Consider the following 26,368-nt stretch of genomic DNA (forward strand, 5'->3'; position numbering starts at 1 on the left):
CACAACCCCAACGCCTCCCGCAACACCCCCACCCGCTCCACCGCCGACCCCACCGCCCGAGCCCGCCCCAGCAACGCCTCGAAACGGCCCGCGTCCACCGCGTCCGGCGCCACGCGCAGCACGTATCCCGGCGCCCGGTACGCCACCAGCTCCCGGTCCCCGAGCGCCCTGCGGAGCTGGGACACCTTCACCCGCAGCGCGGCCGGGGCGTCGGCGGGCGGCCGCTCGCCCCACAGGTTCTCGACGAGCCGGTCCGCGGAGACCGTCCGCCCGGCGTCGATCAGCAGGGCGGCGAGCAGGGCGCGGACCTTGGCCTCCGGCACCCGGACCGGCTCCCCGTCCGGCGTCCACACGGCGACCGGCCCCAGCACCCCGAACCTCATCAGCCCCCCATAACCAATCCAGAACCCGACCATAACCGCACCCCAGCAGGCTGGGAGGCGTCCACCAGAAAGGGAGAACGCCCAAATGTCAGAAAATATCTCCGTACTCGGGCTCGGTCTCATGGGCTCCGCGCTCGCCGGCGCCCTCCTGGCCGCCGGCCACCGGGTCACCGTCTGGAACCGCACCCCGGCCAAGGCCGATCCTCTCGTCGCCAGGGGCGCCACCCTCGCTGCCACCCCGGCCGAGGCGGTCGCGGCGAGCCCGCTGGTGATCGCCTGCCTGCTGGACTACGCGTCCGTCCGCGAGGTCCTGGACGGCGTCCCGCTGCGCGGCCGGGTGCTGGCCAACCTCACCACCGGGCGCCCGTCCGAGGCCAGGGAGAGCGCGTCCTGGGCGATCGAGCAGGGCGCGGAGTACCTGGACGGCGGCATCATGGCCGTCCCGCAGATGATCGCCGGGCCCGGCGCGCTGATCCTCTACAGCGGCGAGCGGGCCGCCTTCGACCGGCACGAGCAGGCGCTGGCCGCCCTGGCCGAGCCCCGCTACGTGGGCGAGGACCCCGGGATGGCGCCGCTGCTCGACCTGGCCATGCTGACCGGCATGTACGGCCAGTTCGTCGGCGCCCTGGAGGCGCTGGCCCTGGTCCGCTCCGCCAAGTTCCCGTTGACCGAGTTCACCACGGATCTCCTCGTCCCGTGGCTCAACGCGATGGCCACCCTCCAGCCCGCGTGGGCGCAGGCCCTTGAGGCGGGCGACCACCGCACCGAGGTCTCCAACCTGGAGGTCAACCGGGCGGGCATGGAGAACCTGGAGCGCGCGTTCACCGAGCAGGGCGTCCGGCTGGACCTGCTGCTGCCGGTGAAGGCGCTCATCGAGCGGCGGGTGGCCAAGGGCCTCGGCCACGAGGGCCTGTCCGGCCTGGTGCTGGAGCTGGAGGACTAACAGGGCCCGCGGGCTAGCGGGGGCGGAAGGCGGCCAGCGGGATGGGCAGCCAGGCGGGGCGGTTCCTGGCCTCGTAGACCACCTCGTACACCGCCTTCGACAGCTCGAACGCCCGCAGCAGCGCCGCGTCCGCCCGGTCGATCACCCCGCCCCCCTCGGCGTACCCCTCCAGGAACGCCTTCCGGTTGTGGTCGGCCCACTCCTGGGCGCGGGCCTCCAGGGCGGCGCTGTCCTGGCGGCCGGCGAGCAGGTGGCGGGCGGCGTAGTCGAAGGAGCGCAGCATGCCCGCCACGTCCCGCAGCGGCGACGACAGCGCCCGCCGCTCGGCCAGCGGCTGCCCCGGCTCGCCCTCGAAGTCCAGGATCACCCAGTCCCTGGGCGTGCGCATGACCTGGCCCAGGTGGTAGTCGCCGTGAACCCGCTGCACGGGCACCGCGTTGGTGATCAGCTCCACCTCGTGATAGGCCGATTCCAGGGCGCTCACGTACGGGCGCAGCTCGGGCACCTCGGCCACCGCCCGCCCCAGCCGCCGCCTGAAGGTCTCGGCCATGCGCTTGACCTCGGGCGTCTCGATCATGTCGGTGGGGAAGGCCTCGGCCAGCTCCGCGTGGACCCGGGCGGTGGCCACGCCGAGGCGCCGCGCCTCGCCCGCGAAGTCGCCGCCCGCCTCGGCGGCGGTGACCTCGGGCGGGCTGGCGTACAGGTCGCGGACGCTGGTCAGGGCCAGGTCCCAGCCGTCGCTGGCGTTCGACAGGAACTCCTGCATGATCCCCAGCGTGGTGTCGGTGCCGTCCAGGTCGGCCTCGATCCAGCCGTACGGCTGCGCGATGTGCGGCGCGTTCCTGGCCGCCAGGGCCGTGACGATCTCCAGCTCCGGGTTCACGCCGGGGATGAGGCGGCGGAAGAGCTTGAGGATGTAGGCGTCGCCGTACACGAGCGAGGTGTTGGACTGCTCGGCCCCGAGCACGAGGCTGCGCGGCGAGGTGTCGATCGTGACCTCCGGAGCGTGCCGCATGCGCAGGCCGCTGCGGGTCTCGTCGCGGGCCATGCCCTCCAGGAGCCAGGCGGTGCGCTCGGGGTCGTGGAGGGCGTCGTACAGGTGGACGCCGTCGATCGTGGTGATCCGGGCGTGGGTGAGGCGGTCGGGCAGGTCGCGCCGCTCGCCCAGCAGGAGCTGGTAGCGCTCGCGCGAGCCCTCCTGCCAGACGGCGACGATCAGGTGTCTGAGTCCGGGCGTCAGCTCGACGTCCGAGTCGATCGACAGCTCGTCGATCGGGCGCCCCTTGCCGCCGAACCAACGTTGACGGCTGATCCATGCGGCAAGGAGCTCAGTCTGCACGTCCTACTCCTCCTGGATGATGGCCGGCGGGAGAGTGAACCAATAGAACCCATGCCCAGGAAGCGTCAAAAGATACGGTAGTTCGCCAATTGCCGGAAATGGCACGCCTCCCATGGTTTCCACGGGGGAGACGCCGACGAACCTGCGCAGGTCGAGCTCGACCGGCTGCGGGAAGCGTGACAGGTTGTTCACGCAGAGCATCCGGTCGTCGCCCAGCTCCCTGACGAAGGCCAGGACACTCGGGTTGGAGGAGTTGAGCTCGGTGTACTCGCCCAGGCCGAACACCGGGTGCCGCTTGCGGATCTCGATCATGCGCTTGGTCCACTGCAGCAGCGAGCCGGCGTTCTTCTGCTGGGCCTCGACGTTGATGGCCTGGTAGCCGTAGATCGGGTCCATGATCACGGGCAGGTAGAGCCGCCCGGGATCGCAGTCGGAGAAGCCGGCGTTGCGGTCGGGGTCCCACTGCATGGGGGTACGCACGCCGTCGCGGTCACCGAGCCAGATGTTGTCGCCCATGCCGATCTCGTCGCCGTAATAGAGCACCGGCGAGCCGGGCAGCGACAACAGCAGTGCGGTGAACAGCTCGATCTGGTTGCGGTCGTTCTCCAGCAGCGGCGCCAGGCGGCGGCGGATGCCGACGTTGGCCCGCATGCGGGGGTCCTTGGCGTACTCGGCGTACATGTAGTCGCGTTCCTCGTCCGTGACCATCTCGAGCGTCAGCTCGTCGTGGTTGCGGAGGAAGATGCCCCACTGGCAGTTCTCCGGGATCTTCGGCGTCTGGGCGAGGATCTCGGAGATGGGGTAGCGGCTCTCCCTGCGGACGGCCATGAAGATGCGCGGCATCAGCGGGAAGTGGAAGGCCATGTGACATTCGTCACCGCCGCCCACCGGGTCGCCGAAGTACTCCACCACGTCCGAGGGCCACTGGTTGGCCTCGGCCAGCAGCACCCGGTCGGGGTAGAGGCGGTCCACCTCGGCCCGGATGCGCTTGAGGTACTCGTGCGTCCTCGGCAGGTTCTCGCAGTTGGTGCCCTCCTCCTCGAAGAGGTACGGCACCGCGTCCAGCCGGAAGCCGTCGATGCCGAGGTCCAGCCAGAACCGCAGCACCTCCAGCATCGCGTCCTGCACCGCCGGGTTCTCGTAGTTGAGGTCCGGCTGGTGGTGGAAGAAGCGGTGCCAGTAGTACTGGCCGCGCACCGGGTCGTAGGTCCAGTTGGAGGTCTCGGTGTCGATGAAGATGATCCGGGCGTCCTGGTACTTCTCGTCGGTGTCGGACCAGACGTAGAAGTCGCCGAACGGGCCCTCGGGATCGTGCCGGGACGCCTGGAACCACGGGTGCGCGTCGCTGGTGTGGTTCATGACGAGGTCGGCGATGACCCGCATGCCGCGCCGGTGTGCTTCCTCGACGAGTTTCACGAAGTCTCCCAGATCCCCGAACTCGGGCAGGATCTTCATGAAGTCGGCGATGTCGTACCCGCCGTCGCGCAGCGGGGACTCGTACAGCGGCAGCAGCCAGAGGCAGTCGACGCCCAGCCATTGCAGGTAGTCGAGCTTGCTGATCAGCCCCCGGATGTCGCCGGTGCCGTCCCCGTTGGAGTCCGAGAATCCCCGGATGAGGACCTCGTAGAAGACCGCGCGCTTGTACCAGTAAGGATCGCGCGGTTTTTCCTCGTCGAAGGTGTTGGGAATGGGTGTGGAGCTCATGAGCGCCCTCGCCGGATGCTCATGAGGGAGGCGCTATCACACACGTTGAAGACTCCCCGCTGAATTCAGTTCTACCGTGGCGCGGCTCGTACGGTGAGAATGTGGGCAGGCTGGATGTGAGGATCGAGGCGCACGTAGTTGCTCTGACGCCAGCGGTAGGACTCGCCGGACAGCTCGTCGTCCACGACGAAGTCGGCGTTCCAGTCGAGACCGAGTGCGGGCAGGTCAAGATCAACGGTTGCCTCGTGGGTGTGGTGCGGATCCAGGTTGACGACCGCCAGGACGACGTCGCCCAGCCCGTGCCTTCTGGTGGCCGGGTCGTAGGCGCCGGGCAGGCGCTTGGAGAAGCAGACGATGTCGGGCTGGTCGACCCTGTGGAATCGTAGATTACGCAATTCCTGCAGGGCCGGATGCGCTCTTCTGAACAAATTCAGGTGGGTGATGAAGGGAGCCAGGCTCCGTCCTTCACGTTCGGCGGTAATCCAATCGCGGGGCTTATACTGATATTTCTCACTATCAAGGTATTCTTCGCTGCCCGGGCGTACCGGGACATTTTCCCCGAGTTCGTACCCTGAATACACGCCCCACGTCGGCGAGGCGAGCGCCGCCAGCACTGCCCTGATCTTGAACGCCGACATCCCGCCGTGCTGCAGGTACTCGTGCAGGATGTCCGGGGTGTTGACGAACAGGTTGGGCCGCAGGTAGCTCGACGTCTCGTGGGCCAGCTCCGACAGGTACGTCTCGACGTCGGTCTTGGAGTTCTTCCACGTGTAGTACGTGTACGACTGGTGGAAGCCCACCTTGGCCAGCGTCCGCAGCATGGCCGGCCGGGTGAACGCCTCCGCCAGGAACAGCACGTCGGGGTCGGTGGTGTGGATGTCGGCCATCAGCCGCTCCCAGAACGCCACCGGCTTGGTGTGCGGGTTGTCCACCCGGAAGATGCGTACCCCGTGGTCCATCCAGTGCCGCACCACCCGCCGGACCTCGGCGTAGATGCCCTCGGGGTCCCGGTCGAAGTTGAGCGGGTAGATGTCCTGGTACTTCTTCGGCGGGTTCTCGGCGTAGGCGATCGAGCCGTCGGCCCGGATCGTGAACCACTCGGGGTGCTCCTTGACCCACGGGTGGTCGGGCGAGCACTGCAGCGCGAGGTCGAGGGCCACCTCCATGCCCAGCTCGCGCGTGCGGGCCACGAACTCGTCGAAGTCCTCGATGGTGCCCAGGTCGGGGTGGATCGCGTCGTGGCCGCCGTCCTCGGAGCCGATCGCCCACGGAGAGCCCGGGTCGTCGGGCTCGGGGCTCAGCGTGTTGTTGCGGCCCTTGCGGAACGTCGTGCCGATCGGGTGGATGGGCGGCAGGTAGACGACGTCGAAGCCCATCTTGGCGATCGCGGGCAGCCTCTTGGCGGCGGTCTGGAACGTGCCGGACTTCGACACGCCCTCCACGTTGACGATCGCCCCCTCCGAGCGGGGGAAGAACTCGTACCACGAGCCGTAGAGCGCCCGGCGCCGGTCCACCCGGAGCTTGAAGGACTTCGACCTGGTCACCAGCTCGCGGAAGGGGTGGGCCTCCAGCAGCGCGGCCGTGTCCGGGAGTTGCGCGATCGACAGCCGGGCCCGCGGGTCCAGCTCCTCGTCGCGCAGCGTGGCCGCCACGGAAAGCAGCGCGGCCCGGTGCCCGCAGGTGGTGTCGCCGTTGCCGCCCGGCCTGGCGGGCTGCTTCGCGGTCGCGGTGGGGCAGTCGGCCGGGCGCACGGCCTTGGCCGCCCGCTCGAACAGGCGCGCGCCCTCCTCGCACATGAGGTCGACGTCCATGCCGCGCGGGATCTTGATCTCCGCGTCGTGCAGCCACGTGCTGATGGGGTCGCTCCACGCCTCCACGCGGAACAGCCAGTCGCCCTCGGCGGGCAGGCTGACCTCGACGCCCCAGCGGTCGGTGCCCGGGGCCAGCTCGCGCATCGGCCTCAGGCGGCCACGCTGCCCATCGGGTGAGGTGAGCACCACTCCGGCGGCCACGGCGTCGTGGCCTTCTCGGAACACGGTCGCGCAGACCTCGAAGGTCTCGCCGGCGACCGCTTTGGCGGGCCGTTGCCCGCAGTCGACGACGGGGGAGATGTCCGTGATGGGAATTCGTCCGATCATCGCAATCAAGGGTTTGCGGCGGCACACTCGGTGTCGCCGGAGGCTTTCCGTGGCAGGAACGATCCTCGCACGTTATTTCTGGACAGCAGCGGATAGACCTCCCGTGAGAGTTCGCGGGAGAGCCCAACATTAGGGAAAGTTGCCCCAATGCTCCCTCTTCATGCTTGTCTCCGGAAGGGGTTTGAGAGGCTCTGATGAGGGTGAAGGAACGAGAGGTCCCTCCTAGCCCGTAGGGTGCACAACGTGAGAGCTATCCGTCGGTTTACCGTCCGCACCGTCCTGCCCGCGGAGCTGGCCGCCCTCGGCGAGCTCGTGCAGAATCTCCGCTGGTCATGGCACCCGGAGACGCTCGATCTCTTCAACGAGGTCGACGCCGAGCTCTGGCGGCAGGTCGGTCACGATCCCGTGGCCCTGCTGGGTGCCGTCACGCCCGCCCGGCTGGCCGAGCTGGCGGCCGACCGCCGCTTCCTGCGCCGTCTCGCCGACGCGGCCGACGACCTGCGTGAATACATGACAGCCCCGCGCTGGTACCAGACGCTGCCCGACGCGGCGCGGGCCATCGCCTACTTCTCGCCCGAGTTCGGCATCGCCGCCGCCCTGCCCCAATACTCCGGCGGGCTCGGCATCCTGGCCGGCGACCACCTGAAGGCCGCCAGCGACCTCGGCGTGCCGATCCTCGCGGTCGGCCTGCTGTATCGGCACGGCTACTTCACCCAGTCCCTGTCGCCGGAGGGCTGGCAGCTTGAGCACTACCCCTCCCTCGACCCGGGCGGCCTGCCGCTGTCCCTGCTCAAGGAGGACGACGGCAATCCCGTCAAGATCCGCCTGGCGCTGCCCGACGAGCGCGTGCTGCACGCCCAGGTGTGGGTGGCGCAGGTGGGGCGGGTGCCGCTGCTGCTGCTCGACTCCGACGTCGCCGACAACGACAACGCCGCCCGCGACATCACCGACCGCCTCTACGGCGGCGGCACCGACCACCGGCTCATGCAGGAGCTGCTGCTGGGCGTCGGCGGCGTGCGCGCGATCCGCGCCTACTGCCGCATCACCGGCCACGCCGAGCCGGAGGTCTTCCACACCAACGAGGGCCACGCCGGCTTCCTCGGCCTGGAGCGCATCCGCGAGCTGACCGAGGCCCGGCTCACCTTCGACGAGGCGCTGGAGGCCGTACGCGCCGGCACCGTGTTCACCACGCACACGCCGGTGCCCGCCGGCATCGACCGCTTCCCGGTGGAGCTGATCCAGCGCCACTTCGGCGGCTCGGCGTCCTGGCCGACCGTGCCGGTCGAGCGCATCCTCGCGCTGGGCGCCGAGGCCGACCCCGGCCGCTTCAACATGGCCGTCATGGGCATGCGCCTGGCCCAGCGGGTCAACGGCGTCTCCCAGCTGCACGGCGAGGTCAGCCGGGAGATGTTCAAGGATCTCTGGCCGGGGTTCGACCTCAACGAGGTGCCGATCGGCGCCATCACCAACGGCGTGCACGCCCCCACGTGGGTCGGCCGCGAGCTGATGGAGCTGGCCGGGCGCGAGCTGCCCAGCCTGCTGGAGCGGGCGCGCGGCTGGGAGGGCATCCAGAAGATCTCCGACGCCGACATCTGGCACATCCGCGGCCTGCTGCGCCGCCGCCTGGTCGAGGGCGCCCGGGTCCGGCTGCGCCGCTCGTGGCGCGAGCGCGGCGCCTCCGACGCCGAGCTCGGCTGGATCGACGACGCGCTCGACCCCGACGTGCTGACCATCGGCTTCGCCCGGCGCGTGCCGTCGTACAAGCGGCTCACGCTCATGCTGCGCAATCCCGAGCGGCTGACCGAGCTGCTGCTCGATCCCGACAAGCCCGTGCAGATCGTCATCGCCGGCAAGGCCCACCCCGCCGACGAGGGCGGCAAGAAGCTCATCCAGCAGATCGTCAAGTTCGCCGACCAGGAGAACGTGCGGCACCGCATCGTGTTCCTGCCCGACTATGACATGGCGCTGGGCCAGCTCATGGTCCAGGGCTGCGACGTGTGGCTCAACAACCCGTTGCGCCCGCTGGAGGCGTCCGGCACCTCGGGCATGAAGTCCGCGCTCAACGGCGGGCTCAACCTGTCGATCCGCGACGGCTGGTGGGACGAGTGGTACGACGGCACCAACGGCTGGGCCATCCCCACCGCCGACGGCGTCGTCGATCCCGACCGGCGCGACGAGCTGGAGGCCGCCGCGCTCTACGACCTCATCGAGCACGAGGTGTCCGACCGGTTCTACGACCGGGCCTTCGACGGGCTGCCCCGGCGCTGGCTGGAGATGGTCAAGCACACGCTGGCCTCGCTCGGGCCCAAGGTGCTGGCCGGGCGCATGCTGCGCGACTACGTGGTCGGCCTCTACACCCCGGCGGCCAAGTCCGCGCGGGCGCTGTCGGCCGACTCGTACGCGCCGGCCAAGACGTTCGCCGCCTGGCGGGTACGGGTCGCGCGGGCCTGGCCCGGGGTGCGGGTGGAGCACGTGGAGGCGTCCGGCGTGGGCGACACGCCCGAGGTGGGCGCCGCGATCGAGCTGCACGCCACGGTGGCGCTCGGCGACCTGGAGCCGGAGGACGTCCTGGTCCAGGCCGCGTACGGCAAGGTCGGCCCGCACGACGAGCTGGTGCGCCCGTCGTACGGGAAGATGGCCTGCCAGTCGGTGGACGACGACGGCCGCGCCCACTACACGGGCATCGTGCCGCTCGACCACACGGGTGCTTTCGGATATACCGTCCGAGTTGTCCCGGATCATCCGCTCGTGGCGACCCCGGCGGAGCTCGGGCTCATCGCGGTGCCCGAGGAACCCGCGGGGATGACGAACGGCACATTGCGTTAAAGCCCAGGCATAATCGGGGGCGTGGACGACAGCGGGAACGGCCTGCGGGCCGACACTCTGGTGGCCACGGTCCGCGGTGTGCTGCCGTCCTTGACGCCCGCCGCCCAGACCGTGGCCCGCCTCATCCTGGAGGACCCCGCGACGGTGGCGAGGAGCACCATCACGGAGCTCTCCGCCGCCTCGGGCACCAGCGAGGCCACGATCGTGCGTACCGCGCGGCTGCTCGGCTTCGCCGGCTACCCGCAGCTCCGGCTGGCGCTGGCGGCGGCGGCCGCGCAGCCCGACCGGCTCGTGCCCGGCGACCTCGCCCCCGACGACCCGCTGTCGGCGGTCATCCAGAAGGTCGCGCGGGCCGAGTCGGAGGCCATCAACGACACGGTGGCCCAGCTCACCGGCGAGCGGCTGGGCCTGGTCGTGGACGCCATCGTCGGAGCGCGCAGGATCGACGCCTACGGCGTCAGCGCCTCCGGCCTGGTGGCCGAGGACGTCGCCCAGAAGCTGATGCGCATCGGCCTGTCCAGCCACGCCTTCCAGGACGCCCACCTGGCGCTGACCAGCGCCGTGCTGCTCAGGCCCGGCGACGTGGCGATCGGCATCAGCACCTCGGGCGAGACCCCCGACGTGATCGAGCCGTTGTCGCGGGCCAAGGAGGCGGGCGCCACCACGGTCGCGATCACCAACAACCCGCGCTCGTCGATCGCGGAGCTGGCCGAGCACGTGCTCATCTCGGCCGGGCGCGAGACGGAGTTCCGCCCCGGCGCCCTGGCCAGCCGCATCAGCCAGCTCCTCGTGGTCGACTGCCTGTTCGTCGGGGTGGCCCAGCGCACCTACGACTCCTCGCAGGAGGCGCTGGCCAGCACCCGGCGGGCGGTCAGCGAGTTCACCCGGCGAACGTCACCCGCACGTCGTCAGCCTTGACGTACATCACCCGGTGGCCGAACTGGATCTCCAGATACTTGGTCCTGCCCCGCACCACCTTGTGGTCGGCCAGGTCGAAGGTGACCGCCCGGTAGTACTCGGCGGCGGCCGGCCCGGCGAGCGTGTACTTCTCGCCCGCCGAGAAGGTGTACTGCAGCGGCGTCACCGCCTGGTAGGGGATGTCGGCCGGGTACGCCTCCTGCTCCGGGTAGGCCCGCCCGTACACCGGCACGCTCGCCACACCCGGTTTCGGCGTCACCACCAGGCCCGCGGACGGGACGGCGGTCGGCGCGGCGGCCGGGTTGTGGAACCACGCCTTCTGGCCGAGATACCAGATGGCCGTCCAGTCACCCTGGCGGTCGGCGACGGCGAAGCGCTGGCCGGTGCTGGCGCGGGCGCTGTGGTCGTAGACGCTGTAGAGCGAGTCGCCGGTCGGGTGCTTGCCGATGTCCTTGACCAGCGGCGCGTCCTCGCGCGGCTCGGTACGCAGCCAGACGGTGCCGGCCGGCAGCGGCGGGCAGGCGGCCTCGGGGTTCTTGCGGTCGCAGCCGTAGAAGTAGGGCTTGTTGGTGGCGAAGTCCGGCTTGATCATGACGCTGCCGGAGCGCGGCCCGCCGAACCCGTGCAGCGGCGCGCCGATGAGCTGGAAGTAGTGCGCCCAGTCCCAGAACGGGCCCGGGTCCTCGTGCATGCCGCGCACGGTGGTCGGCAGCGTGCCGGGGACGTTGTCGTGGCCCAGGATGTGGGCGCGGTCCAGCGGCACGCCGTGCCGCAGCGCCAGGTAGCGGACCAGGCGGGCGGACGAGCGGTACATCGCCTCGGTGTACCAGGTGCTGCCCTCGGCGAGGAAGCCCTCGTGCTCGATGCCGATGGACTTGGCGTTGATGTACCAGTTGCCGGCCTGCCAGCCGACGTCCTTGGTCTTGATGTGCTGGGCGATGTGGCCGTCGCTCGACCGCACGGAGTAGTGCCAGCTCGCGCCGTAGTTCGGGTCCTGGTTGAGCGCGATGGAGGGCAGGAAGTATCCCTCCATGTCGTGGATGATGATGTAGTCCACCTTCTGGCTGAACGGGCGGTTCGCCAGGTCGTAGTGGCCGTAGTCGTCGGGCGGCAGCTCCTGGTAGGCCGCCGGGATCCACTCGCAGGAGATCGAGGCCGGGCACTCGACGCCGTCGCGGCGGGCCGGGCGCAGGCCCAGCTTCTCCAGCCACTTCTCGATCGTGCGCAGGCCGGGCACGGCGGGCAGCCGGACCCGCTCGCCGTCGTCGGTGGTCCGCTCGGCGCCCTCCGCGATCACGGAGAAGACCTCGTCGGCGAAGAACTTGGCGGCGTCGGCCTCGTCGGCGCCGGAGTACTTGGCCACGGCGCCGTACCACTCGCCGGGGTCGTCGCTGAGCGGCGCGCCGAGCGACTTCTGGTAGTCGGCCAGCAGCGCCGCGCCGCCGCGGATGTTGGCGGCGTCGTCGGTGCGCAGCCGCTCGTCGCTCTCGCCGGTGAGCGCGGCGGCCCGCTCCATCGTGCGCAGGCGAGCGGGGATCTCCGTGGGCGCGGGCCGGGCGCCGGGCGCGGGCAGGGGCCGGGCCTCGTCGCCACGGGCGTCCTCCTCGCCCTCGCCGTGGTGGTTCGAGCCGGTGTACGCGGCCGCGTCCGTGAGGTGCATGGGGCCGAACCCGGCGTCGCTGGAGGGCCGGCCCGCGTGGGCGTCCCACCGCGACTCCAGGTAGGAGACGCCGAGCAGCACGCTCTCCGGCACCTGGAACTCCTCGGCGGCGGCGGTGAAGGCCCGCTGCCGGTCGGCGGGGTCCTGGGCCTGGGCGGCCTGGACGTTCGCTAAGGGCAGCAGGGCGGCCACGCCGAGCGCCAACAGTCTGCGCATGGACACTCCTCGGGACTGGGGGTGCACAGTGCAGCCAGCGTCTCAACAATTTCCTTCGCAGGCGAGATCTTTGCGAAGACATTTTTCATTCGTTGCCGTCCTGGCCGCCCGCGGCCCGCCCGCCGGTGAACACCTGCCGCCAGCGCTCCGCCATGCGCGCCATGTCGGCGCTCATGCCGTACAGGAACTCGCTGACCTGCGCCATCCGGACGCCGGTCGTGCTGTCGGGCCCGAAGACCCCGACCCCTTCCGCGGCGAGCTCGGCGATCATCTCGTTGCGCCGGATGCTCGCCATGAACGCGCGGTACCACATGTCGTCGTCCACCCTGTAGCTCTCGCGCCGCCGCCCGGGGTCGCGCCCGCGGACGATCAACTCCTGCTCCTCCAGGTAGGCGACCGCCGTGGAGATCGAGGCCGGGCTGACCCGCAGGCGCTCGGCCAGCTCCCGGGCGGTGAGCGCGCCGGTCCGGCTGCAGAACAGGCAGGCGGCCACCCTGGCCGTCATGCGCGGCAGCCCGGTGAGGACCAGCAGCGCGGTGAGCCGCTCCTGAAAGTCGCGGACGGCCTCGGGGCCGGCGGGCGCGGCGGGCGGGGGCTGCTGCCGCTGCCGGCGGGCACGCTGCCCGGTCGCGCGCTGCGCCTGGTCGGCCCGGTAGCCCTCCGGCCCGCCGTTGCGGCTCACCTCGCGGCTGACCGTCGAGGTGGGCCGGCCCAGGCGGCGGGCGATCTCGGCATAACCCAGCCCCTCGGCCAGGCCCGCGGCGATCTGCTGCCGGTCCTGGCGCGTCAGCCTGCCTCCGGGCATGGGAACTCCTTCGATCAGTTGCGTTAGACCTTATCTCATTGCAATGTGCGCCGTTGCGTTCAGCGCCATGACCATTGCAAATGCCGAGAATATCTGTTGACGTTTTGCTGAATGCAACGTAGCTTTTGGCGTGACTCAAACGCGTACTATCGCAAAGGGGCAGGTTATGGCTTATGGGGGCGTACAAGAGCTCTTGGATCAGTTCGTCACCGAGGGCGGCATTCCTGGCGCCCTCGCGGAGATCCGCGAGGGCGAGGAGCGGTGGGTCGGCACCGCGGGCGTCGCCGACCGCGAGAGCGGCCGCGAGCGGTGCCAGGAGGACCGGTTCCGCGTCGGCAGCGTCACCAAGGCGTTCACCGCCACCGTCGTGCTCAAGCTGGTCGCCGAGGGCCGCCTGAGCCTCGGCGACCCGGTGGAGCGATGGCTGCCCGGCGTCGTCGGCGGCAACGGGCACGACGGCCGCGAGATCACCGTCCGGCAGCTGCTCAACCAGACCAGCGGGATCTTCAACTACACGTTGGACCCGCGGTTGTTGTCCGCGTACGTCGGCCCCGGCTTCCTGGAGCACCGCTTCGACCACTTCAGCCCCGGCGACCTGGTGGCGGTGGCCATGCGCAACGCACCCGCCTTCGCGCCCGGCACGTCCTGGGGCTACTCCAACACCAACTTCGTGCTCGCCGCGATGATCGCCGAACGGATCACCGGCAACTCGTTCGCCGCTGAGCTCGACCGGCTGGTCATCGAGCCGCTCGGCCTCGGCGGGACATACTTGCCGGGCGAGGAGACCGGGCTGCGCGGCCCGCACGGCCGCCAGTACTCCACACTCATGCTCGCCGAGCCCGGCGCCCCCGTCCACGACGTCACCGAGCTGAACGCCTCCAGCGCGTGGGCGGCCGGCGGGCTGGTCTCCACGGCCGGCGACCTGCACCGCTTCTACCGGGCGCTGCTCGGCGGCCGGCTGCTGCCGCCCGCGCTGGAGGAGGAGATGTTCACCGGCGTCCCGACCGAGGGCGGGCAGTGGATCCCCGGCACCACGTACGGGCTGGGCGTCTTCTGGCAGCGGCTGCCGGGTGGCACGACGGTGTGGGGCGGGGGCGGCGCCATCCACGGTTCGTGGACCTACGCCATGGGCAGCCGCGACGGCTCCCGCTTCGCCGTCGCCAACATCAACGGTGACTGGGGCGACCTGCTCCCCGCCTTCGCCCGCCTCCTCGACGCCGCGTTCGGCTGACCGCCCACCGGGACGGGCTTCGGGCCGAGACGGCGCCCCCGCGCCGCCGGTCGATGTCAGACTGGTCTCCTACGACGGGTCTCGCGGGTCGGGAACGATCGGTGACGCCCTTGCGGACGGGCGCTTCCCGGGAGGTGGCATGCCGGAGGGAGATCCCCCGCCACGACGGCAGGGGCGCCTGCGCGCGTGGGGGCGGGTGGTCACCACGCAGCCCCTCGCGGTGCAACTGGTCGGGGGAGTGGCCGCGGCCCTGGTCACGGGCCTGGTGTTGTGGGCCGCCCCCGCGATCGGCTCGGCGTTCGCGGCCGACGCGACACCGGTGCTCCTGGTGGCCGGGCCCCTCATGACGGTCGCCGGTGCGGGCTTCCTGCTCGCGCGGGTCCGCCGCGGCCGGCTGGACGTCCCCGCCGTCGCCCTGGGCACGGCCTGCGCGGTGATCGGCGCCGGTCTGGGCGGCGCGGGGCTGCGCGGCTGGGTTATGGAACGTTCCAGCGCGTCCCCGCGCGGCGTCCCGTCCGTCCCGCCGCCGGCGGCCGGCCGCGTCGGCCTGGTCGTCCTGCCCTACGGGCTCCAGGTCGGCGACTGCCTGCTCGCGCCCGACGTGTACACGAAGGACACCGACGCGCTGCCCGACTCGAACGACCCCGTACGCATCGTCTCCTGCCGGAGCAGGCACGATCTGGAAGTGGTCTGGGCGGGGAACCTGTGGGCCGCGGACGACCCGTTCCCGGGCTCGGAGAAGATCGACGACCTCGCCGTGCGCAGGTGCCGCCAGGAGTTCGAGTCCTATGTTGGCATCGCCTACGACCTGGTGCTGCTCGAGATCGCGAGGTGGATGCCGAACGCCGGCACCTGGAGTAACGGCGACCGCTCGGTCGTGTGCGCCGCGCATCACCCGCGGACGCCGATGGACTATTCGATCAGGAACCTCGCGGGCCGCTAGCCGGAACTAGAGGACGAGCTTCAGGCTGGGACGCTGGTCGGGCAGGCCGATGAGCTCGCGGACGCGGCCGATCGGCCAGGCCAGCTCCTGCGCCAGCGCGGCCGCGCTCAGCCCGGTCTCCCTCGTCGCCAGCTCGAAGGCGTGGGCCAGCAGCACCGGCTGCTCGCCCGGATAGCCGGAGACCGGCTCGTTGGTGAAGCCCGGCTGGTCGCGCAGGGCGGCCAGCCGCTGGTAGGCGCGGCCGGCCGCGGAGTCGGAGATCAGGCCGGTCTCGCGGCACCGGTACAGCAGCGAGTCGACCGACACCCCCCACGTGCGGCGCAGCTCGGCCAGCCGGCGCAGGTCGGCGCGGAGCGGCAGGTGGGGCAGGATGCTCTCGCGCGGCGTCAGGAACTCGGCGGCGAACGCGTCGGCCTCGCGCTCCTGGTGGGCGTCGCCCGCGGCGGTGTCGCCGTGCAGCACGAGATGGCCCAGCTCGTGCGCGGCCGTGAAGCGGTGGCGGTAGATGTCGTCGAACCGGTTGGGCGTCAGCACGACGATGGGCCGGGGCAGGCTGGAGGTGGAGAAGGCGTCCACGGTGACCGCGTCGGGGTCGTGCCGGGGGAAGGCCACCACGATGCCGTGGGCCTCCATGCGGCGGACCAGGTGGCTGATCGGGCCGGTGCCCAGCCCCCAGTGCGCGCGCAGCGCCCGCGCCGCGCCCGCCGGGTCGCGCGGCAGGTCGGAGTGCATCTCGCCGCCCGCGAAGCCGGGCAGATCGACGGCGGGGAGCTGGACGCGCCGCTCCAGCGCGTAGGCCAGCTCCCACACCTGCTCCACGAACGCCACGGCCTTGGCCCGCTGGTAGGCCCGGGTCGAGCGCAGGCTGCGGAAGTGGGCCATGGAGCCGTCGAGCTTGCCGTGCGGGCGGCCCGACAGGAAGAACGCGGTCGGCACGCCCAGCACCTCGGCCAGCAGCGGGATCAGGTCGGGGCGCGGCCGGGTGACGCCCGCTTCGTACTGGCCGACCGCCGCGGGGGAGACGCCGAGGTGCTCGGCCACCTCCTTCTTCGTCAGCGCGGCCAGGTGGCGGGCCTGGGTGAGGCGGGTGGCGTCGAACGCGTCGGCGACGGCCTGCGGCGTCGGCGCGCCCGGTCGGAGGCTACTCACCGCCGGCGGCTTCTGCCCTGGTGATCGGGGTGGGCTCGGCGGCCGGCGGGACGAGCCGCGCGGCGCCGCTGCGCGGGCTGAGCGCCGGCGCGGGCACGGCACCCTGGTCGAACGCGGTCACGGGCAGCGGCGTGAGCGCCGGATCGCCGGTGGCGGGCAACGGGATCGCCTCGCAGTGGTGCCAGCGCAGGCTGCCGGTGCGGTCGAGCAGCTCGGCCTCGCCCCACCAGGCGTCCAGCAGCCCGGCGTGGGCGTTGCACGCGTACGCGATCAGCACCAGGGTGGTGTCGGCGGGCAGGTCGGTCAGCGACTCGGCCACCGGCACCGCGTGCGGGGCCACGTCGTGCAGCGTGAGCTGCCGCATCACCGGCTCGGGCCCGAACCGGTGGAACAGCGCCTGCACCAACGCCGACGGCCGCCCCTCGCCGATGCGCGCGCTCATCACGCTGACCGAGCGGTCTCTGGCGTAGCGGAAGGGGAACAGCAGCTTGCCGTCGAGCACCACCAGCTCGTGCGGCGAGCCGGCCGGCTTGACGACGCGCACGTCGCCCATGTCCTCGAACGTCTCGGCCAGCGCCTCGAACTTCCTGGACATGAGCGTGAACCCGAACGGGTGCGTGTGGTCGGTGCGCGCGGCCGCCTGAGCGTCGCGGGCGTTGTCGAGCGCGACCGAGAGCGCGTCGGCGATGCCCTGCCGGATGACCGGGGCACGCTGCCCGAAGGTCCGCATGGCCCACTGCGACACCAGCATGCGCGCACCTCCGCACCGCTTTGCCCGGCGGCGTCCGCCCACCGGAGCCGCTTTAATTTCCGACATCATAGTCCCGCCGGAGCTTCACCAGGCCGCTTCCTCCGGCGGCGTGTCGCGCGAGCCCGCGGCCGGTGGCGCGGTCAGGGCCGGCGGTCCAGGCGGAACGTCGGGTGGCCCGGGTCGCCCGGCTGGGCGTCGAGCGACTTGTCGTCCAGGACGGCCACGGTGTCCTCGGCGACGAAGACCCGCACGTCCCCCTTCTCGATGACCTGGTCCCCGGCCTGCGGCGTGCTCGCCAGGGACAGCTCCAGCGCGCCCGCCTCGTCGGGCTTGGCGGCGATGCGCAGGCCGGCGTCGGGCGGCACGTCCTCGCCGACCATGAGGTCGCGGATCGCGGCCACGGCGTTGTCGGTCAATGTCAGCACCCGGATGCCTCCTTCGTCGTCTCGGCAGCCTCCGCCTCCCCGGCGGCGGCAGGGCCAAACGCGGGGCGGCGGCCTGTTAGGTTCTGCTCATGGGTGAGTTTGTGAGCGTCGAAGTGGCCGACCAGATCGCCACGATCCGTCTCGACCGTCCCAAGATGAACGCGCTCAACGGCCAGGTGCAGCGGGAGATCGCCGAGGCGGCCCGCGTCGTGGACGAGGACCCGCAGGCGCAGGCGGTCATCCTCTACGGCGGCGAGCGCGTCTTCGCGGCGGGCGCCGACATCAAGGAGATGGCCGACATGTCCTACGCGGACATGTCCGCTCACTCCCGCACCCTCCAGGAGTGCTTCACGGCGGTCGCCCGCATCGGCAAGCCGGTCATCGCCGCCATCACCGGCTACGCCCTGGGCGGCGGCTGCGAGCTGGCCCTGTGCGCCGACTTCCGCGTGGCGGGGGAGTCGGCCAAGCTGGGCCAGCCGGAGATCCTGCTCGGCATCATCCCGGGCGCGGGCGGCACCCAGCGCCTGCCCCGGCTGGTCGGCCCGGCCCGCGCCAAAGACCTGATCTTCACCGGCCGGCACGTGCCCGCCGCCGAGGCGCTGGATATGGGCCTGGTCGACCGGGTGGTGCCGGACGAGCAGGTCTACACGGCGGCGCTGGAGTGGGCCGCCACGTTCGTCGGCGGCCCTGCGGTGGCGCTGCGCGCCGCCAAGCAGGCCGTGGACCAGGGCCTGGAGGTCGATCTCGACACCGGCCTGGAGATCGAGCGCCTGCACTTCGCCGGCCTGTTCGCCACCGACGACGCCAGGACCGGCATGCGCGCGTTCGCCGAGAAGGCCAAGCCGAAGTTCACCGGCCGCTAGGAGCGCGGCCGGCCGGCCCGGGTCAGGCGAACAGCTCCTCGACGCGCAGCGCGGTGGCCGCCCGGTGCGCCCACTCGTCGAGCTGCTCCTGGTCGGTGCAGGAGGTGATGGCCGACAGGGCGTCGTCGGTGAGGGTGACGCCACGCGCCCGCAGCACGGTGAGCAGGGCGCGTGCCTTGCCCTCCGCGACTCCGGCGGCACGCCCTCTGAGGAAGTGCTCGCGGGCGAACGGGCTGTGCATGGGCCAGGCGTCAGACGACATGCTCTCCTCCAGTGCCCGCCGGACCTCGACGGGCGACAGGTGATAGGCGTATTCGAGGTAGCGCGCCCCGCGCTCCTCCTCGACCTTCGACAGGGCCGTCAGGAACGCCCTGGCCACCGACCGGTCGGCCCCGTGCGCCATGACGGACAGGACGGCCAGCTCCAGGCGGTCGGCCGCCTGCGCGGGATCGGCCAGCGGCGGCAGTTGATCGGGCCCGACGGCCAGCGGATGGACGACGTATCCGGGCATGCTCGTGACGATGGGCCGCGAGGCCCACGTGGCGACCTCGCCGTCGGGGGCGAGCACCAGCACCACCACCGGGCGGTTGAGCCGCAGCCAGAGCGTGGCCGCGCGGCGCGCCCACCGCTGGCGGTCGTCCTCGCAGGCCGCCTGCTGCAGCTCGACGAGGACGCCGTGGGTGGGCTCGTGCCGCCCCGGCGGGAGGACCGTCTCCAGCTCGCCGCCGAGGGCCGGGATCTCGCGCATGTCCGCGGGCGAGACCGTGACCAGCGTGTCGCGCGGCAGGCCGATGTCGAAGGCGTCGCACAGGAGCTCGACGGCGAGGGTCGGCCGGTCGTGGAACAGCGCGGCCAGCGTGGCGTGCGCGGGGGAAGGCATGTCGCGTAACGTTACCATACGGACACGAGTGGTGACGTGCGCGAACTCGTATCCGCCGCTGCTCGCCCGGCCCGTCCCGGGCTCCGGTGAAGCTGGAGCTGTTCGCGTAGGGCGTCCATATGGCTCCGGGTTTGCCAGTATGGTGGCGTTTCATGATGCGCGCCCTGGTCCCCGCGCGGCTCCGCAAGGCCGTGCGCACGTGGTTCGACGCCCGCTACATCTCCGTCGCCGACCACAGGCAGGACCTCAAGGACGCGCTCTGGGAGGTCCAGACGCTCCGGCGCGAGGTGACCGGTCTGCAGGGCGAGGTGGAGCGGCTGCGCAAGGCCGTGGCCGCCCGCCCCCAGCAGGCGCCGGCGGCGGACAAGGCGCGCCTGGACGACACCCACCGGCTGGCGCAGGAGACGGCCAGGGCGCTGGACGGCGTGCTGCAGAACGAGGTCCTGGTCTGGCAGGCCATCGACGACCTGCGCGCCCGCCAGGCCGCCGCGGCGCCCGGCACCGGTGAGGAGCGCCCGTGCGCGTGACGTGGAGCGGCGGGGACCTGAGCTTCCGTCTCGACCCCGAGGACGAGATCACCGGACGGGCGTCCGACGAGTATCCCGTCAAGCTGGCCATCAACTCCTGCACGATCGGCGGCGTCCCCGGCGACGCGCATCCGGACCTGTTCGCGGTCGCCGCGTGGACGGTCGTCGCGCCGTGGACGCGCCGGCGGGTGACGTTCGACCGGGCGATCTCGGCCGAGGTCGCCGCCGCGCTGCACGACGGCTGGGGCGTCGAGGCCGGCCCGGTCGGCGCCGAGCCGCGGCGCCCCGGGCCGACGCTCGGGATCTCCTACAGCGGCGGCGCCGACTCCGTGGCCGCGGCCGCGATCTTCCCCGAGGCGCCCTTCCTGCACTTCCGCCGGGTGCCGCACCGGCGCATCCCCAACCGGTGGCCGCACTACCGCTCCGACGTGCTGGCCCGGCTCGCCGCCGCGACCGGCCGCGAGGTCACCACCGTCACCTCCGACCTGGAGTACACGCTCGCCGAGCCCCGCCCCGGCTATCCGGAGCACCACGCGGTGGCCGCGGGGGCGCTGCTCCTGGCCGACCGGCTCGGCCTCGGCGGGCTCGGCTTCGGCTACGAGATCGGCTCGCGCTGGCTCGGCGGCGGTCGTTACCTGCACCGCTACACCCCCGACAACCCCATGTGGTCGGCGCACGGCAAGTGGGGCCGGCTGTTCGCCGCCGTCGGTGTCCCTCTGGTGCTGCCGGTCGGCGGGGTCAGCGAGGCGACCACCATGCGCCTGGCCCTGGGCTCCGACCTGCGGGCCCAGGTCCGCTGGTGCCTGCAGGGCACCGACGGCCCGTGCAGGAACTGCGGCAAGTGCCTGTACAAGGAGATCATCCAGGCCGCCGTCGAGCGCCGCCCGCTGGACACGCCCGTCACCGCCGACCGCCCCTTCGCGCGCAAGTGGCTGCGCAAGCCGCCCTACGGCGGCCAGGAGATGATCGAGTACGGCCTGGCCCGCATCCCCGGCGTCGAGAACACGATCCTCGGCCCGGCGCTCGACTACTTCGAGGCCACCGAGGAGTCCACGAGCTGGCTCGACCACTGCTACCCGCCCGCGATCGAGGAGATCCCGCAGGCGTGGCGGGCGCGGGTGGCCGCGTTCATGACGGCGAACGTCGGGCTGATGACCGGGGACGAGGCCCGGCGCGTGGAGAACTGGGGGTCCTGATCGTGAAGGTGTACCTGTCGGTGGACATGGAGGGCGTGACCGGCCTCACCGACCCGGAGGAGATGCACGCCGGCAAGCGCGGCTACGAGCGCGGCTGCGAGCTGATGACCGCCGACGCCAACGCCGCGGTGGCCGGCGCGTTCGACGCGGGCGCGAGCGCGGTGCTGGTCAACGACGCCCACGGCTCCACCAAGAACCTGCGCATCGACCTGCTGGACCCGCGGGCCACCCTGATCCGGGGCCCCGGCAAGGCGCAGCGGATGGCGCAGGGCCTCGACGGGACGTTCGGGGCCGCGTGCTTCGTGGGCTACCACGCGCGGGCGGGCGTCCAGCACGGCGTGCTCAACCACACGTGGATGGGCAAGGAGATCCAGGACGTCCAGCTCAACGGCGAGCCGTGCGGCGAGACGCGGCTGGTGGCGGCGTGCGCCGGGTTCCACGGGGTGCCGGTGGTGCTGGTCACCGGGGACGAGGCGGTGGGCGAGGAGGCCCGCGAGGTCCTGGGGGACGTCGAGACGGTGGCGGTCAAGAAGGGCATCGACAAGTTCTCGGCCGAGCTGCTGCCGCCGAGCGTCGCCCAGGCCCGCATCCGTGAGGGCGCGGCGCGGGCGCTCGGGCGGTTGAGCGACTTCACGCCGTACCGGGTGGAGGCGCCGTACACGCTCGGGGTGGAGTGGAACTCGACGGCCATCGCCGCGGCGGTCGCGCTGATCCCCGGCGTGAAGGCGGCAGGGCCGCGCCACATCGAGTTCACCACCGACGACTTCACGCAGATCATGGCCCTGTTCGGCATCTTCGCCACGATCGGCGGCCAGATCGCCTGCGGCAGCGGCCCGTACGGATGACGAGGAGCGGGACGTGGAACGCGCGGCGCTGACCCGGCGAGGGCTGCTCGTCGGGATCGGGGCGGCGGGCGGCGCGGGTGCCATGTACGCCGCCATGGGCGCCCTGGGCCTGGCGCCGTCGCGGCAGGACAAGGAGTTCACCGCCCCCCGGCAGGGCGACTTCACCCTGCGCGGCAGGGGCGCGGCCAAGGTCGTGGTGCTGGGGGCCGGGGTGGCGGGGCTGACCGCGGCGTACGAGCTGGGCAAGGCCGGCTACGACTGCACCGTGCTGGAGGCCAGGGAGAAGGCGGGCGGCCGGAACCTGACGCTGCGCGGCGGCGACCGCCTGACCGAGCTGAACGGCCCGGCGCAGCAGGCGGCCTTCGGCGAGGGCCTGTACTTCAACGCCGGTCCCGGCCGCATCGCCCCCTGGATGGTGACCCTGGACTACTGCCGCGAGCTGGGCGTCCCGATCGAGACGTTCGTCAACCACAACGCCTCGGCCTACATCCACACCGGCGGCAGGACCGTGCGGGCCCGCACCGCCCGCGCCGACCTGTACGGCTACGTCGCCGAGCTGCTCGCCAAGGTCACCGACCGCGGCGCGCTGGACCGCGCGCTCACCGGCGAGGACCAGGAGAGGCTGCTCGACTTCCTCAGGCGGTTCGGCGACCTGGGCCCGAAGCTGGAGTACGAGGGCTCCGCCCGCCGCGGTTTCGTGAGATATCCGGCACTCGACAACGGCACCCCCCTCGACCCGCCCGCCTCCCTCCGCCAGATCCTCGCCGCCGGCACCGGCCGCCTGGTGCTCAACGACTTCGGCTACGACATGGCCACCCCCATGTTCCAGCCGGTCGGCGGCATGGACGCGATCGTCGTCAAGCTCGCCGAGGCCGTCGGCGCGGACCGGATCAGGACCGGCGCCAAGGTCACGAAGATCACCACGCTGGCCGACGGCGTCGAGGTCACCTGGGACGGCGGCACGATCAGGGCCGACTACTGCGTCGCCGCCCTGCCCCCGCACGTCCTGGCCAGGATCCCGCACAACCTCGGCGCCCAGGTCACGGCCGCGCTCAGGACCCCGGTCCCGGTCGCCGCCGGCAAGATCGGCCTGGAGTACGGCAGGCGCTGGTGGGAGCTGGAGGACCGCATCTACGGCGGCGTCACCGAGACCGACCTCGACATCACCCACATCTGGTATCCCTCGCACGGCTACCACTCCGAGCGCGGCGTGCTGGTCGGCTACTACAACACCGAGCGCAACGCCGAGCTGTACGGCGCGCTCTCCCCGGAGGACCGCAGGAGCCGCGCGCTCACCCAGGGCAAGAAGATCCACGGCGAGAAGTACCGCCAGGACGTGTTGTCCAGCGTCTCGATCGCCTGGCACCGCCAGCCGCACATCGAGGGCGGCTGGGTACGCTGGCCCGCCTTTGATTCGTCCTTCACTCTTCTGCAACGCCCCGCCGGAAGGGTCTACTTCGCGGGCGACTGGCTCACCCATCTGATCGCCTGGCAGGCGGGGGCCTTGGAGTCCGCCCGCAGCGCCGTCACCCAGCTCCACGAGCGCGCGCTGCGGTCGGCCTGACGGCGCCGGCCGCCGGCCGGGACCCGCCACTTCCCGGATCACCGTAGGGTTCAGGGGAGCGGCGAACGAGGAGATGGGATGAGTTTGCACTGGGTGCCCGCGGCCGACCGGCTCGACCTGCTGGCCGAGCCGGTGGCGCGTGCCGTGGCCGGCGTGGCCGGCGTCGAGGTGGCCGGCATCGACCCCGAGCTGGCCGACACCGCGGCGTTCTGCGAGCGCTACGGCGTGGGCCTCGACGAGTCGGCCAACTGCGTGATCGTGGCGGCCAGGCGGGGCGGCGAGACGCGCTACGTCGCCTGCGTGGTGCTCGCCACGACGCGGGCCGACGTCAACGGCGTGGTGCGCAGGCACCTCGACGCCCGCAAGGCCAGCTTCGCGCCGATGGCCGAGGCCGTCGAGCTGACCGGCATGGAATACGGCGGCATCACCCCGATCGGCCTGCCCGACGACTGGCCGGTCCTGGTGGACACGCGCGTCGCCGAGCACGCCAGGGTGGTGATCGGCAGCGGCGTGCGCGGATCGAAGCTGGCGCTGCCCGGCTCGGCACTGGCCGGGCTGAAACGCGCCGAGGTCCTGCCGCTGGCCGGCTGAAGGGAAAATCGAGGCCGATTCGAGACCCGTCATCGGGAAACCGAAGGGGCCTTTCCGGACGTTGTACGAGTGGGAATGTGGCCTCATGGTTCATCTCGTGGGCGGGGATTAAGCCGGTATGGTGCTTCATGCCATGAACGATGACCGACTAGGCCCTTACCGGCTGCTCAGGCGGCTCGGTGAAGGCGGGATGGGCGTTGTCCACCTCGCTGTCGACCCGCAGGGTCGGCAGGTGGCGGTCAAGGTCCTGCGCGGCGAGGTCGCCGGCGACGAGGTCGCCAGGCGGCGGTTGTCGCGCGAGGTCGAGACCATGCGCCGGGTGCGCAGCACGTACATCGCCGAGGTGGTCGACGCCGATGTGACCGGTCATCGCCCCTACATCGTCACCCGCTACGTGCCCGGGCGCCCGCTCGACGAGATCGTCAAGGACGACGGGCCGCTCGACCTGCCCGCGCTGGTCCGGGTGGCGCACGGGGTGGCGGCGGCGCTGGCCTCGGTCCACTCGGTGGGCGTGATCCACCGCGACCTCAAGCCGGGCAACGTGCTCATCCTGGACGGCGAGCCGGTCCTCATCGACTTCGGCATCGCCCAGGCGGTGGACGCGACCCGGCTGACCCAGACCGGCATGTTCATCGGCACGCCCGGCTACCTCGCGCCCGAGATCATCGAGGGCCAGGAGGCGGGCCCGGAGGTGGACGTGCACGCCTGGGCGGGCACGCTGCTGTACGCCGCCACCGGCCAGCCGCCCTTCGGCAAGGGCACGCTGGAGATGATCTTCTACAACATCACTGCGGGCAAGGCCGACGTCAGCGCCGCGCCGGCGACGTTGCAGCCGCTGCTCAAGGCGGCCTTCCAGCGCAACCCGGCCAAGCGGCCCAAGGCCGCCGAGCTGGCCGAGCAGACCGCCAGGATGTTGCCCCTGGCGCCGCCGGGCGGCGCGCCCGACGAGATCTCCACCGTGCCGCGCCCGCCCGACAGCCGGCCGCCGCACCTGACGGACAAGCCGTCCTACGACATCTCCACGCCGGCGGTCACGCCGCGGCGGCTGCTGGAGGGCCAGGAGCAGCCGCCGGCGCCGGCGCCGGACCAGCCTTACGTGTCGCTGCTGCCCGGGCAGAGCGGCCCGCACCCGAGCACCCCGCACCCGAGCACCCCGCACCCGAGCGGCCCGCACCCGAGCACTCCGCACCTGAGCGGCCCGTACCAGGGCACGCCGGGTGTGGGCCTGTCGGCCGCGGGCCTGTCGGGCGCGGCCGTTCCCGGCGCGAACGTGCCGGGTGTGAACGGGCCGGGCGCGAACGCGCCGGGTGTGAACCTCCCGGGCACGAACCTCCCAGGCGTGGGCGTGCCCGGTGCCGACGTGCCCGCCGAGAGCCTGCTCGGCGAGGGCGACCCGTGGCCGACCCGCCGGGTGCCGCCCGAGGAGCTGCGCCGCATCCAGCGCGAGAACGCCCCGGCGCCGTCCGGCCCGCCGTGGCCCCAGCAGGCCGACAACCACGCCGCGCCACCGCCCGAGGCCGACGTGCCGACCCGCCGCGTACGCCCCGACTCGCCCGACTACGGCAGGAGCGGCGTCACGCCGGAGCCGGGGTGGCCCGCGCCCGGCAGGCCCGTCTCCGGGCCGCAGGCCGGCGGCCTCGACGCGGCCCGGCTCACCCCCGGCGCGGCAGGGCCGGTGCCCGAGGCGGGCCGGATGGCGCCCGGCCACGACCAGGTGCCCCGCCCCGGCCACGGCTCCGACGTGCCCGACTACGGGCGGCCGAGCCCGATGGGCATGCAGCCGCCGCCCTACATCCCCGCCCAGCCGCCCTACCAGCCGGACCAGCGGGAGCCCTACCTCCCCGGCGCGGTGCCGGGCGGCCCGCTCCAGCGGTCCCGGGCGTACGGGCTGGCCGGCGGCATGTTGCTGGTGCTCATGATCGTGGCGGCCGTGCTGGCGCCCGTGCTCGTGGCCGTCGTGGCCGTTCCGATCGCGGTGCTGCTGCGCGCGGCCGACCTGGCGCAGCCCCGGCTCGCGGGCCGGCGGGCGGCGGGCTCGGCGGCGCTCGACGTGTTCCGGGTGTTCGCCCACCCGGCGGCGCTGGCCAAGTCGGTGGGCATCACGCTCGCCCTGACGCTCTACGCGCTCATCCTCGGCCTGCCGGTGACGCTGCTGCTCACGGTGGCCACCAGCACCCACCCGGCCAACGCCCTGGCCTGGGGTGCCGCGGTCGCGCTGTGGACGGTCTGCGCCGGCCCCGGGGTGGAGGGGCCCGGCAAGCAGATGCGCAGAACGCTCGCATCGCTCGTACCCTCGAGAACAGCGGCGATGGTGATGGCGGGAGTCCTGGCGGCGGCGGCCGCGCTCTCGCTGATCCTCGTCCATGACACGTTCGGGGAAAAGCCAAGGGGGGCTGGATGGACTCCGCTGAACGTCGGGCCGGTCACGCAGCAACTGGCGAAACTGCGGGGGAACACCGGGGAATGACGCC

At 72.1% G+C, this 26,368-nt stretch carries 22 protein-coding genes and 1 pseudogene; 12 read left to right on the forward strand and 11 right to left on the reverse strand.

What is annotated here, in order from left to right; translation table 11 throughout:
* Nucleotides 1-383: winged helix-turn-helix domain-containing protein (locus AB0H75_RS48705; protein WP_367808631.1), on the reverse strand; the 383-nt coding region annotated here is incomplete at its 3' end.
* 85 nt (nt 384-468) lie between these two features.
* On the opposite strand from AB0H75_RS48705, the gene AB0H75_RS48710 reads away from it, so the two are divergent.
* Nucleotides 469-1,326: an NAD(P)-dependent oxidoreductase gene (locus tag AB0H75_RS48710; RefSeq protein ID WP_367808633.1), complete on the forward strand. Its 858-nt coding sequence runs from the start codon at nt 469-471 to the stop codon at nt 1,324-1,326.
* 13 nt (nt 1,327-1,339) lie between these two features.
* Here the strand turns inward: AB0H75_RS48710 and AB0H75_RS48715 are convergent, their stop codons facing one another.
* The 3 genes from AB0H75_RS48715 to AB0H75_RS48725 form a co-directional block, all read right to left on the reverse strand.
* Complete coding sequence (locus AB0H75_RS48715; RefSeq protein ID WP_367808635.1) at nt 1,340-2,665, reverse strand: aminoglycoside phosphotransferase; 1,326 nt, start codon at nt 2,663-2,665, stop codon at nt 1,340-1,342.
* A 3-nt stretch (nt 2,666-2,668) separates the two neighbouring features.
* Nucleotides 2,669-4,369 (reverse strand): maltose alpha-D-glucosyltransferase, encoded by a 1,701-nt coding sequence (gene treS / locus AB0H75_RS48720; RefSeq protein WP_367808637.1) that lies wholly within the window; start codon nt 4,367-4,369, stop codon nt 2,669-2,671.
* Nucleotides 4,370-4,440: 71 nt separating this feature from the next.
* Nucleotides 4,441-6,507: an alpha-1,4-glucan--maltose-1-phosphate maltosyltransferase gene (locus tag AB0H75_RS48725; protein ID WP_367808639.1), complete on the reverse strand. Its 2,067-nt coding sequence runs from the start codon at nt 6,505-6,507 to the stop codon at nt 4,441-4,443.
* A 243-nt stretch (nt 6,508-6,750) separates the two neighbouring features.
* Here AB0H75_RS48725 and glgP point away from each other — a divergent pair, with 243 nt between their 5' ends.
* Nucleotides 6,751-9,333, forward strand: a complete 2,583-nt coding sequence (gene glgP, locus AB0H75_RS48730) for an alpha-glucan family phosphorylase (RefSeq protein ID WP_367808641.1) — start codon at nt 6,751-6,753, stop codon at nt 9,331-9,333.
* Between the two features lie 21 nt (nt 9,334-9,354).
* Entirely contained in the window at nt 9,355-10,251 is an 897-nt protein-coding gene (locus tag AB0H75_RS48735; protein WP_367808643.1) for a MurR/RpiR family transcriptional regulator, read from the forward strand.
* Here the strand turns inward: AB0H75_RS48735 and AB0H75_RS48740 are convergent.
* The 3 genes and pseudogenes from AB0H75_RS48740 to AB0H75_RS48750 form a co-directional block, all read right to left on the reverse strand.
* A complete protein-coding gene (locus AB0H75_RS48740; RefSeq protein ID WP_367808645.1) occupies nt 10,214-12,127 on the reverse strand; it encodes an N-acetylmuramoyl-L-alanine amidase in 1,914 nt (637 codons plus the stop codon). The two genes, AB0H75_RS48735 and AB0H75_RS48740, sit on opposite strands and share 38 nt — an antisense overlap.
* 85 nt (nt 12,128-12,212) lie before the next feature.
* Nucleotides 12,213-12,632, reverse strand: a complete 420-nt coding sequence (locus AB0H75_RS48745; protein ID WP_367808699.1) for a GbsR/MarR family transcriptional regulator — start codon at nt 12,630-12,632, stop codon at nt 12,213-12,215.
* 102 nt (nt 12,633-12,734) lie between these two features.
* Nucleotides 12,735-12,932, reverse strand: a pseudogene (locus AB0H75_RS48750) (helix-turn-helix domain-containing protein); the annotation flags it as partial.
* Between the two features lie 193 nt (nt 12,933-13,125).
* Between AB0H75_RS48750 and AB0H75_RS48755 the strand changes: the two are divergent.
* Both AB0H75_RS48755 and AB0H75_RS48760 read left to right on the forward strand, forming a co-directional pair.
* Nucleotides 13,126-14,163: a serine hydrolase domain-containing protein gene (locus tag AB0H75_RS48755; RefSeq protein ID WP_367808647.1), complete on the forward strand. Its 1,038-nt coding sequence runs from the start codon at nt 13,126-13,128 to the stop codon at nt 14,161-14,163.
* A gap of 139 nt (nt 14,164-14,302) precedes the next feature.
* Complete coding sequence (locus AB0H75_RS48760; protein WP_367808649.1) at nt 14,303-15,106, forward strand: septum formation family protein; 804 nt, start codon at nt 14,303-14,305, stop codon at nt 15,104-15,106.
* Between the two features lie 6 nt (nt 15,107-15,112).
* Here the strand turns inward: AB0H75_RS48760 and AB0H75_RS48765 are convergent, their stop codons facing one another.
* The 3 genes from AB0H75_RS48765 to AB0H75_RS48775 all read right to left on the reverse strand — a co-directional run bounded on the left by AB0H75_RS48765 (nt 15,113) and on the right by AB0H75_RS48775 (nt 17,431).
* Nucleotides 15,113-16,255: a helix-turn-helix domain-containing protein gene (locus AB0H75_RS48765; protein WP_367808651.1), complete on the reverse strand. Its 1,143-nt coding sequence runs from the start codon at nt 16,253-16,255 to the stop codon at nt 15,113-15,115.
* Nucleotides 16,248-17,006 carry a hypothetical protein gene (locus AB0H75_RS48770; RefSeq protein ID WP_367808653.1) on the reverse strand — a complete coding sequence of 253 codons (759 nt, stop codon included), beginning with the start codon at nt 17,004-17,006 and terminating at the stop codon, nt 16,248-16,250. The genes AB0H75_RS48765 and AB0H75_RS48770 overlap by 8 nt, the downstream gene beginning before the upstream one ends.
* A gap of 140 nt (nt 17,007-17,146) precedes the next feature.
* Nucleotides 17,147-17,431 (reverse strand): HesB/IscA family protein, encoded by a 285-nt coding sequence (locus AB0H75_RS48775; RefSeq protein WP_367808655.1) that lies wholly within the window; start codon nt 17,429-17,431, stop codon nt 17,147-17,149.
* A gap of 89 nt (nt 17,432-17,520) precedes the next feature.
* Between AB0H75_RS48775 and AB0H75_RS48780 the strand changes: the two genes are divergently transcribed.
* Nucleotides 17,521-18,294 carry an enoyl-CoA hydratase/isomerase family protein gene (locus tag AB0H75_RS48780; protein WP_367808657.1) on the forward strand — a complete coding sequence of 258 codons (774 nt, stop codon included), beginning with the start codon at nt 17,521-17,523 and terminating at the stop codon, nt 18,292-18,294.
* A 22-nt stretch (nt 18,295-18,316) separates the two neighbouring features.
* Here the strand turns inward: AB0H75_RS48780 and AB0H75_RS48785 are convergent, their stop codons facing one another.
* Complete coding sequence (locus AB0H75_RS48785; RefSeq protein ID WP_367808659.1) at nt 18,317-19,174, reverse strand: hypothetical protein; 858 nt, start codon at nt 19,172-19,174, stop codon at nt 18,317-18,319.
* A gap of 152 nt (nt 19,175-19,326) precedes the next feature.
* On the opposite strand from AB0H75_RS48785, the gene AB0H75_RS48790 reads away from it, so the two are divergent.
* From AB0H75_RS48790 to AB0H75_RS48815, 6 genes are all read left to right on the forward strand, one after another.
* The gene (locus tag AB0H75_RS48790; protein ID WP_367808661.1) at nt 19,327-19,701 is read left to right on the forward strand and encodes a hypothetical protein; all 375 of its coding nucleotides are present in this window, start codon (nt 19,327-19,329) and stop codon (nt 19,699-19,701) included.
* On the forward strand, nt 19,692-20,897 hold the full coding sequence (locus AB0H75_RS48795) for a DUF6395 domain-containing protein (RefSeq protein WP_367808663.1): 1,206 nt from the start codon (nt 19,692-19,694) through the stop codon (nt 20,895-20,897). The genes AB0H75_RS48790 and AB0H75_RS48795 overlap by 10 nt, the downstream gene beginning before the upstream one ends.
* A gap of 2 nt (nt 20,898-20,899) precedes the next feature.
* Nucleotides 20,900-21,742, forward strand: a complete 843-nt coding sequence (locus AB0H75_RS48800) for a M55 family metallopeptidase (RefSeq protein ID WP_367808665.1) — start codon at nt 20,900-20,902, stop codon at nt 21,740-21,742.
* Between the two features lie 13 nt (nt 21,743-21,755).
* Complete coding sequence (locus AB0H75_RS48805) at nt 21,756-23,306, forward strand: flavin monoamine oxidase family protein (RefSeq protein WP_367808667.1); 1,551 nt, start codon at nt 21,756-21,758, stop codon at nt 23,304-23,306.
* A gap of 78 nt (nt 23,307-23,384) precedes the next feature.
* Nucleotides 23,385-23,897, forward strand: a complete 513-nt coding sequence (locus AB0H75_RS48810; RefSeq protein ID WP_367808669.1) for a YbaK/EbsC family protein — start codon at nt 23,385-23,387, stop codon at nt 23,895-23,897.
* 133 nt (nt 23,898-24,030) lie between these two features.
* Nucleotides 24,031-26,364, forward strand: a complete 2,334-nt coding sequence (locus AB0H75_RS48815) for a protein kinase (protein ID WP_367808671.1) — start codon at nt 24,031-24,033, stop codon at nt 26,362-26,364.
* Nucleotides 26,365-26,368: the final 4 nt, after the last annotated feature.

This window comes from Nonomuraea sp. NPDC050783 (assembly GCF_040802095.1).
In the GTDB taxonomy this organism is placed as follows: domain Bacteria; phylum Actinomycetota; class Actinomycetes; order Streptosporangiales; family Streptosporangiaceae; genus Nonomuraea.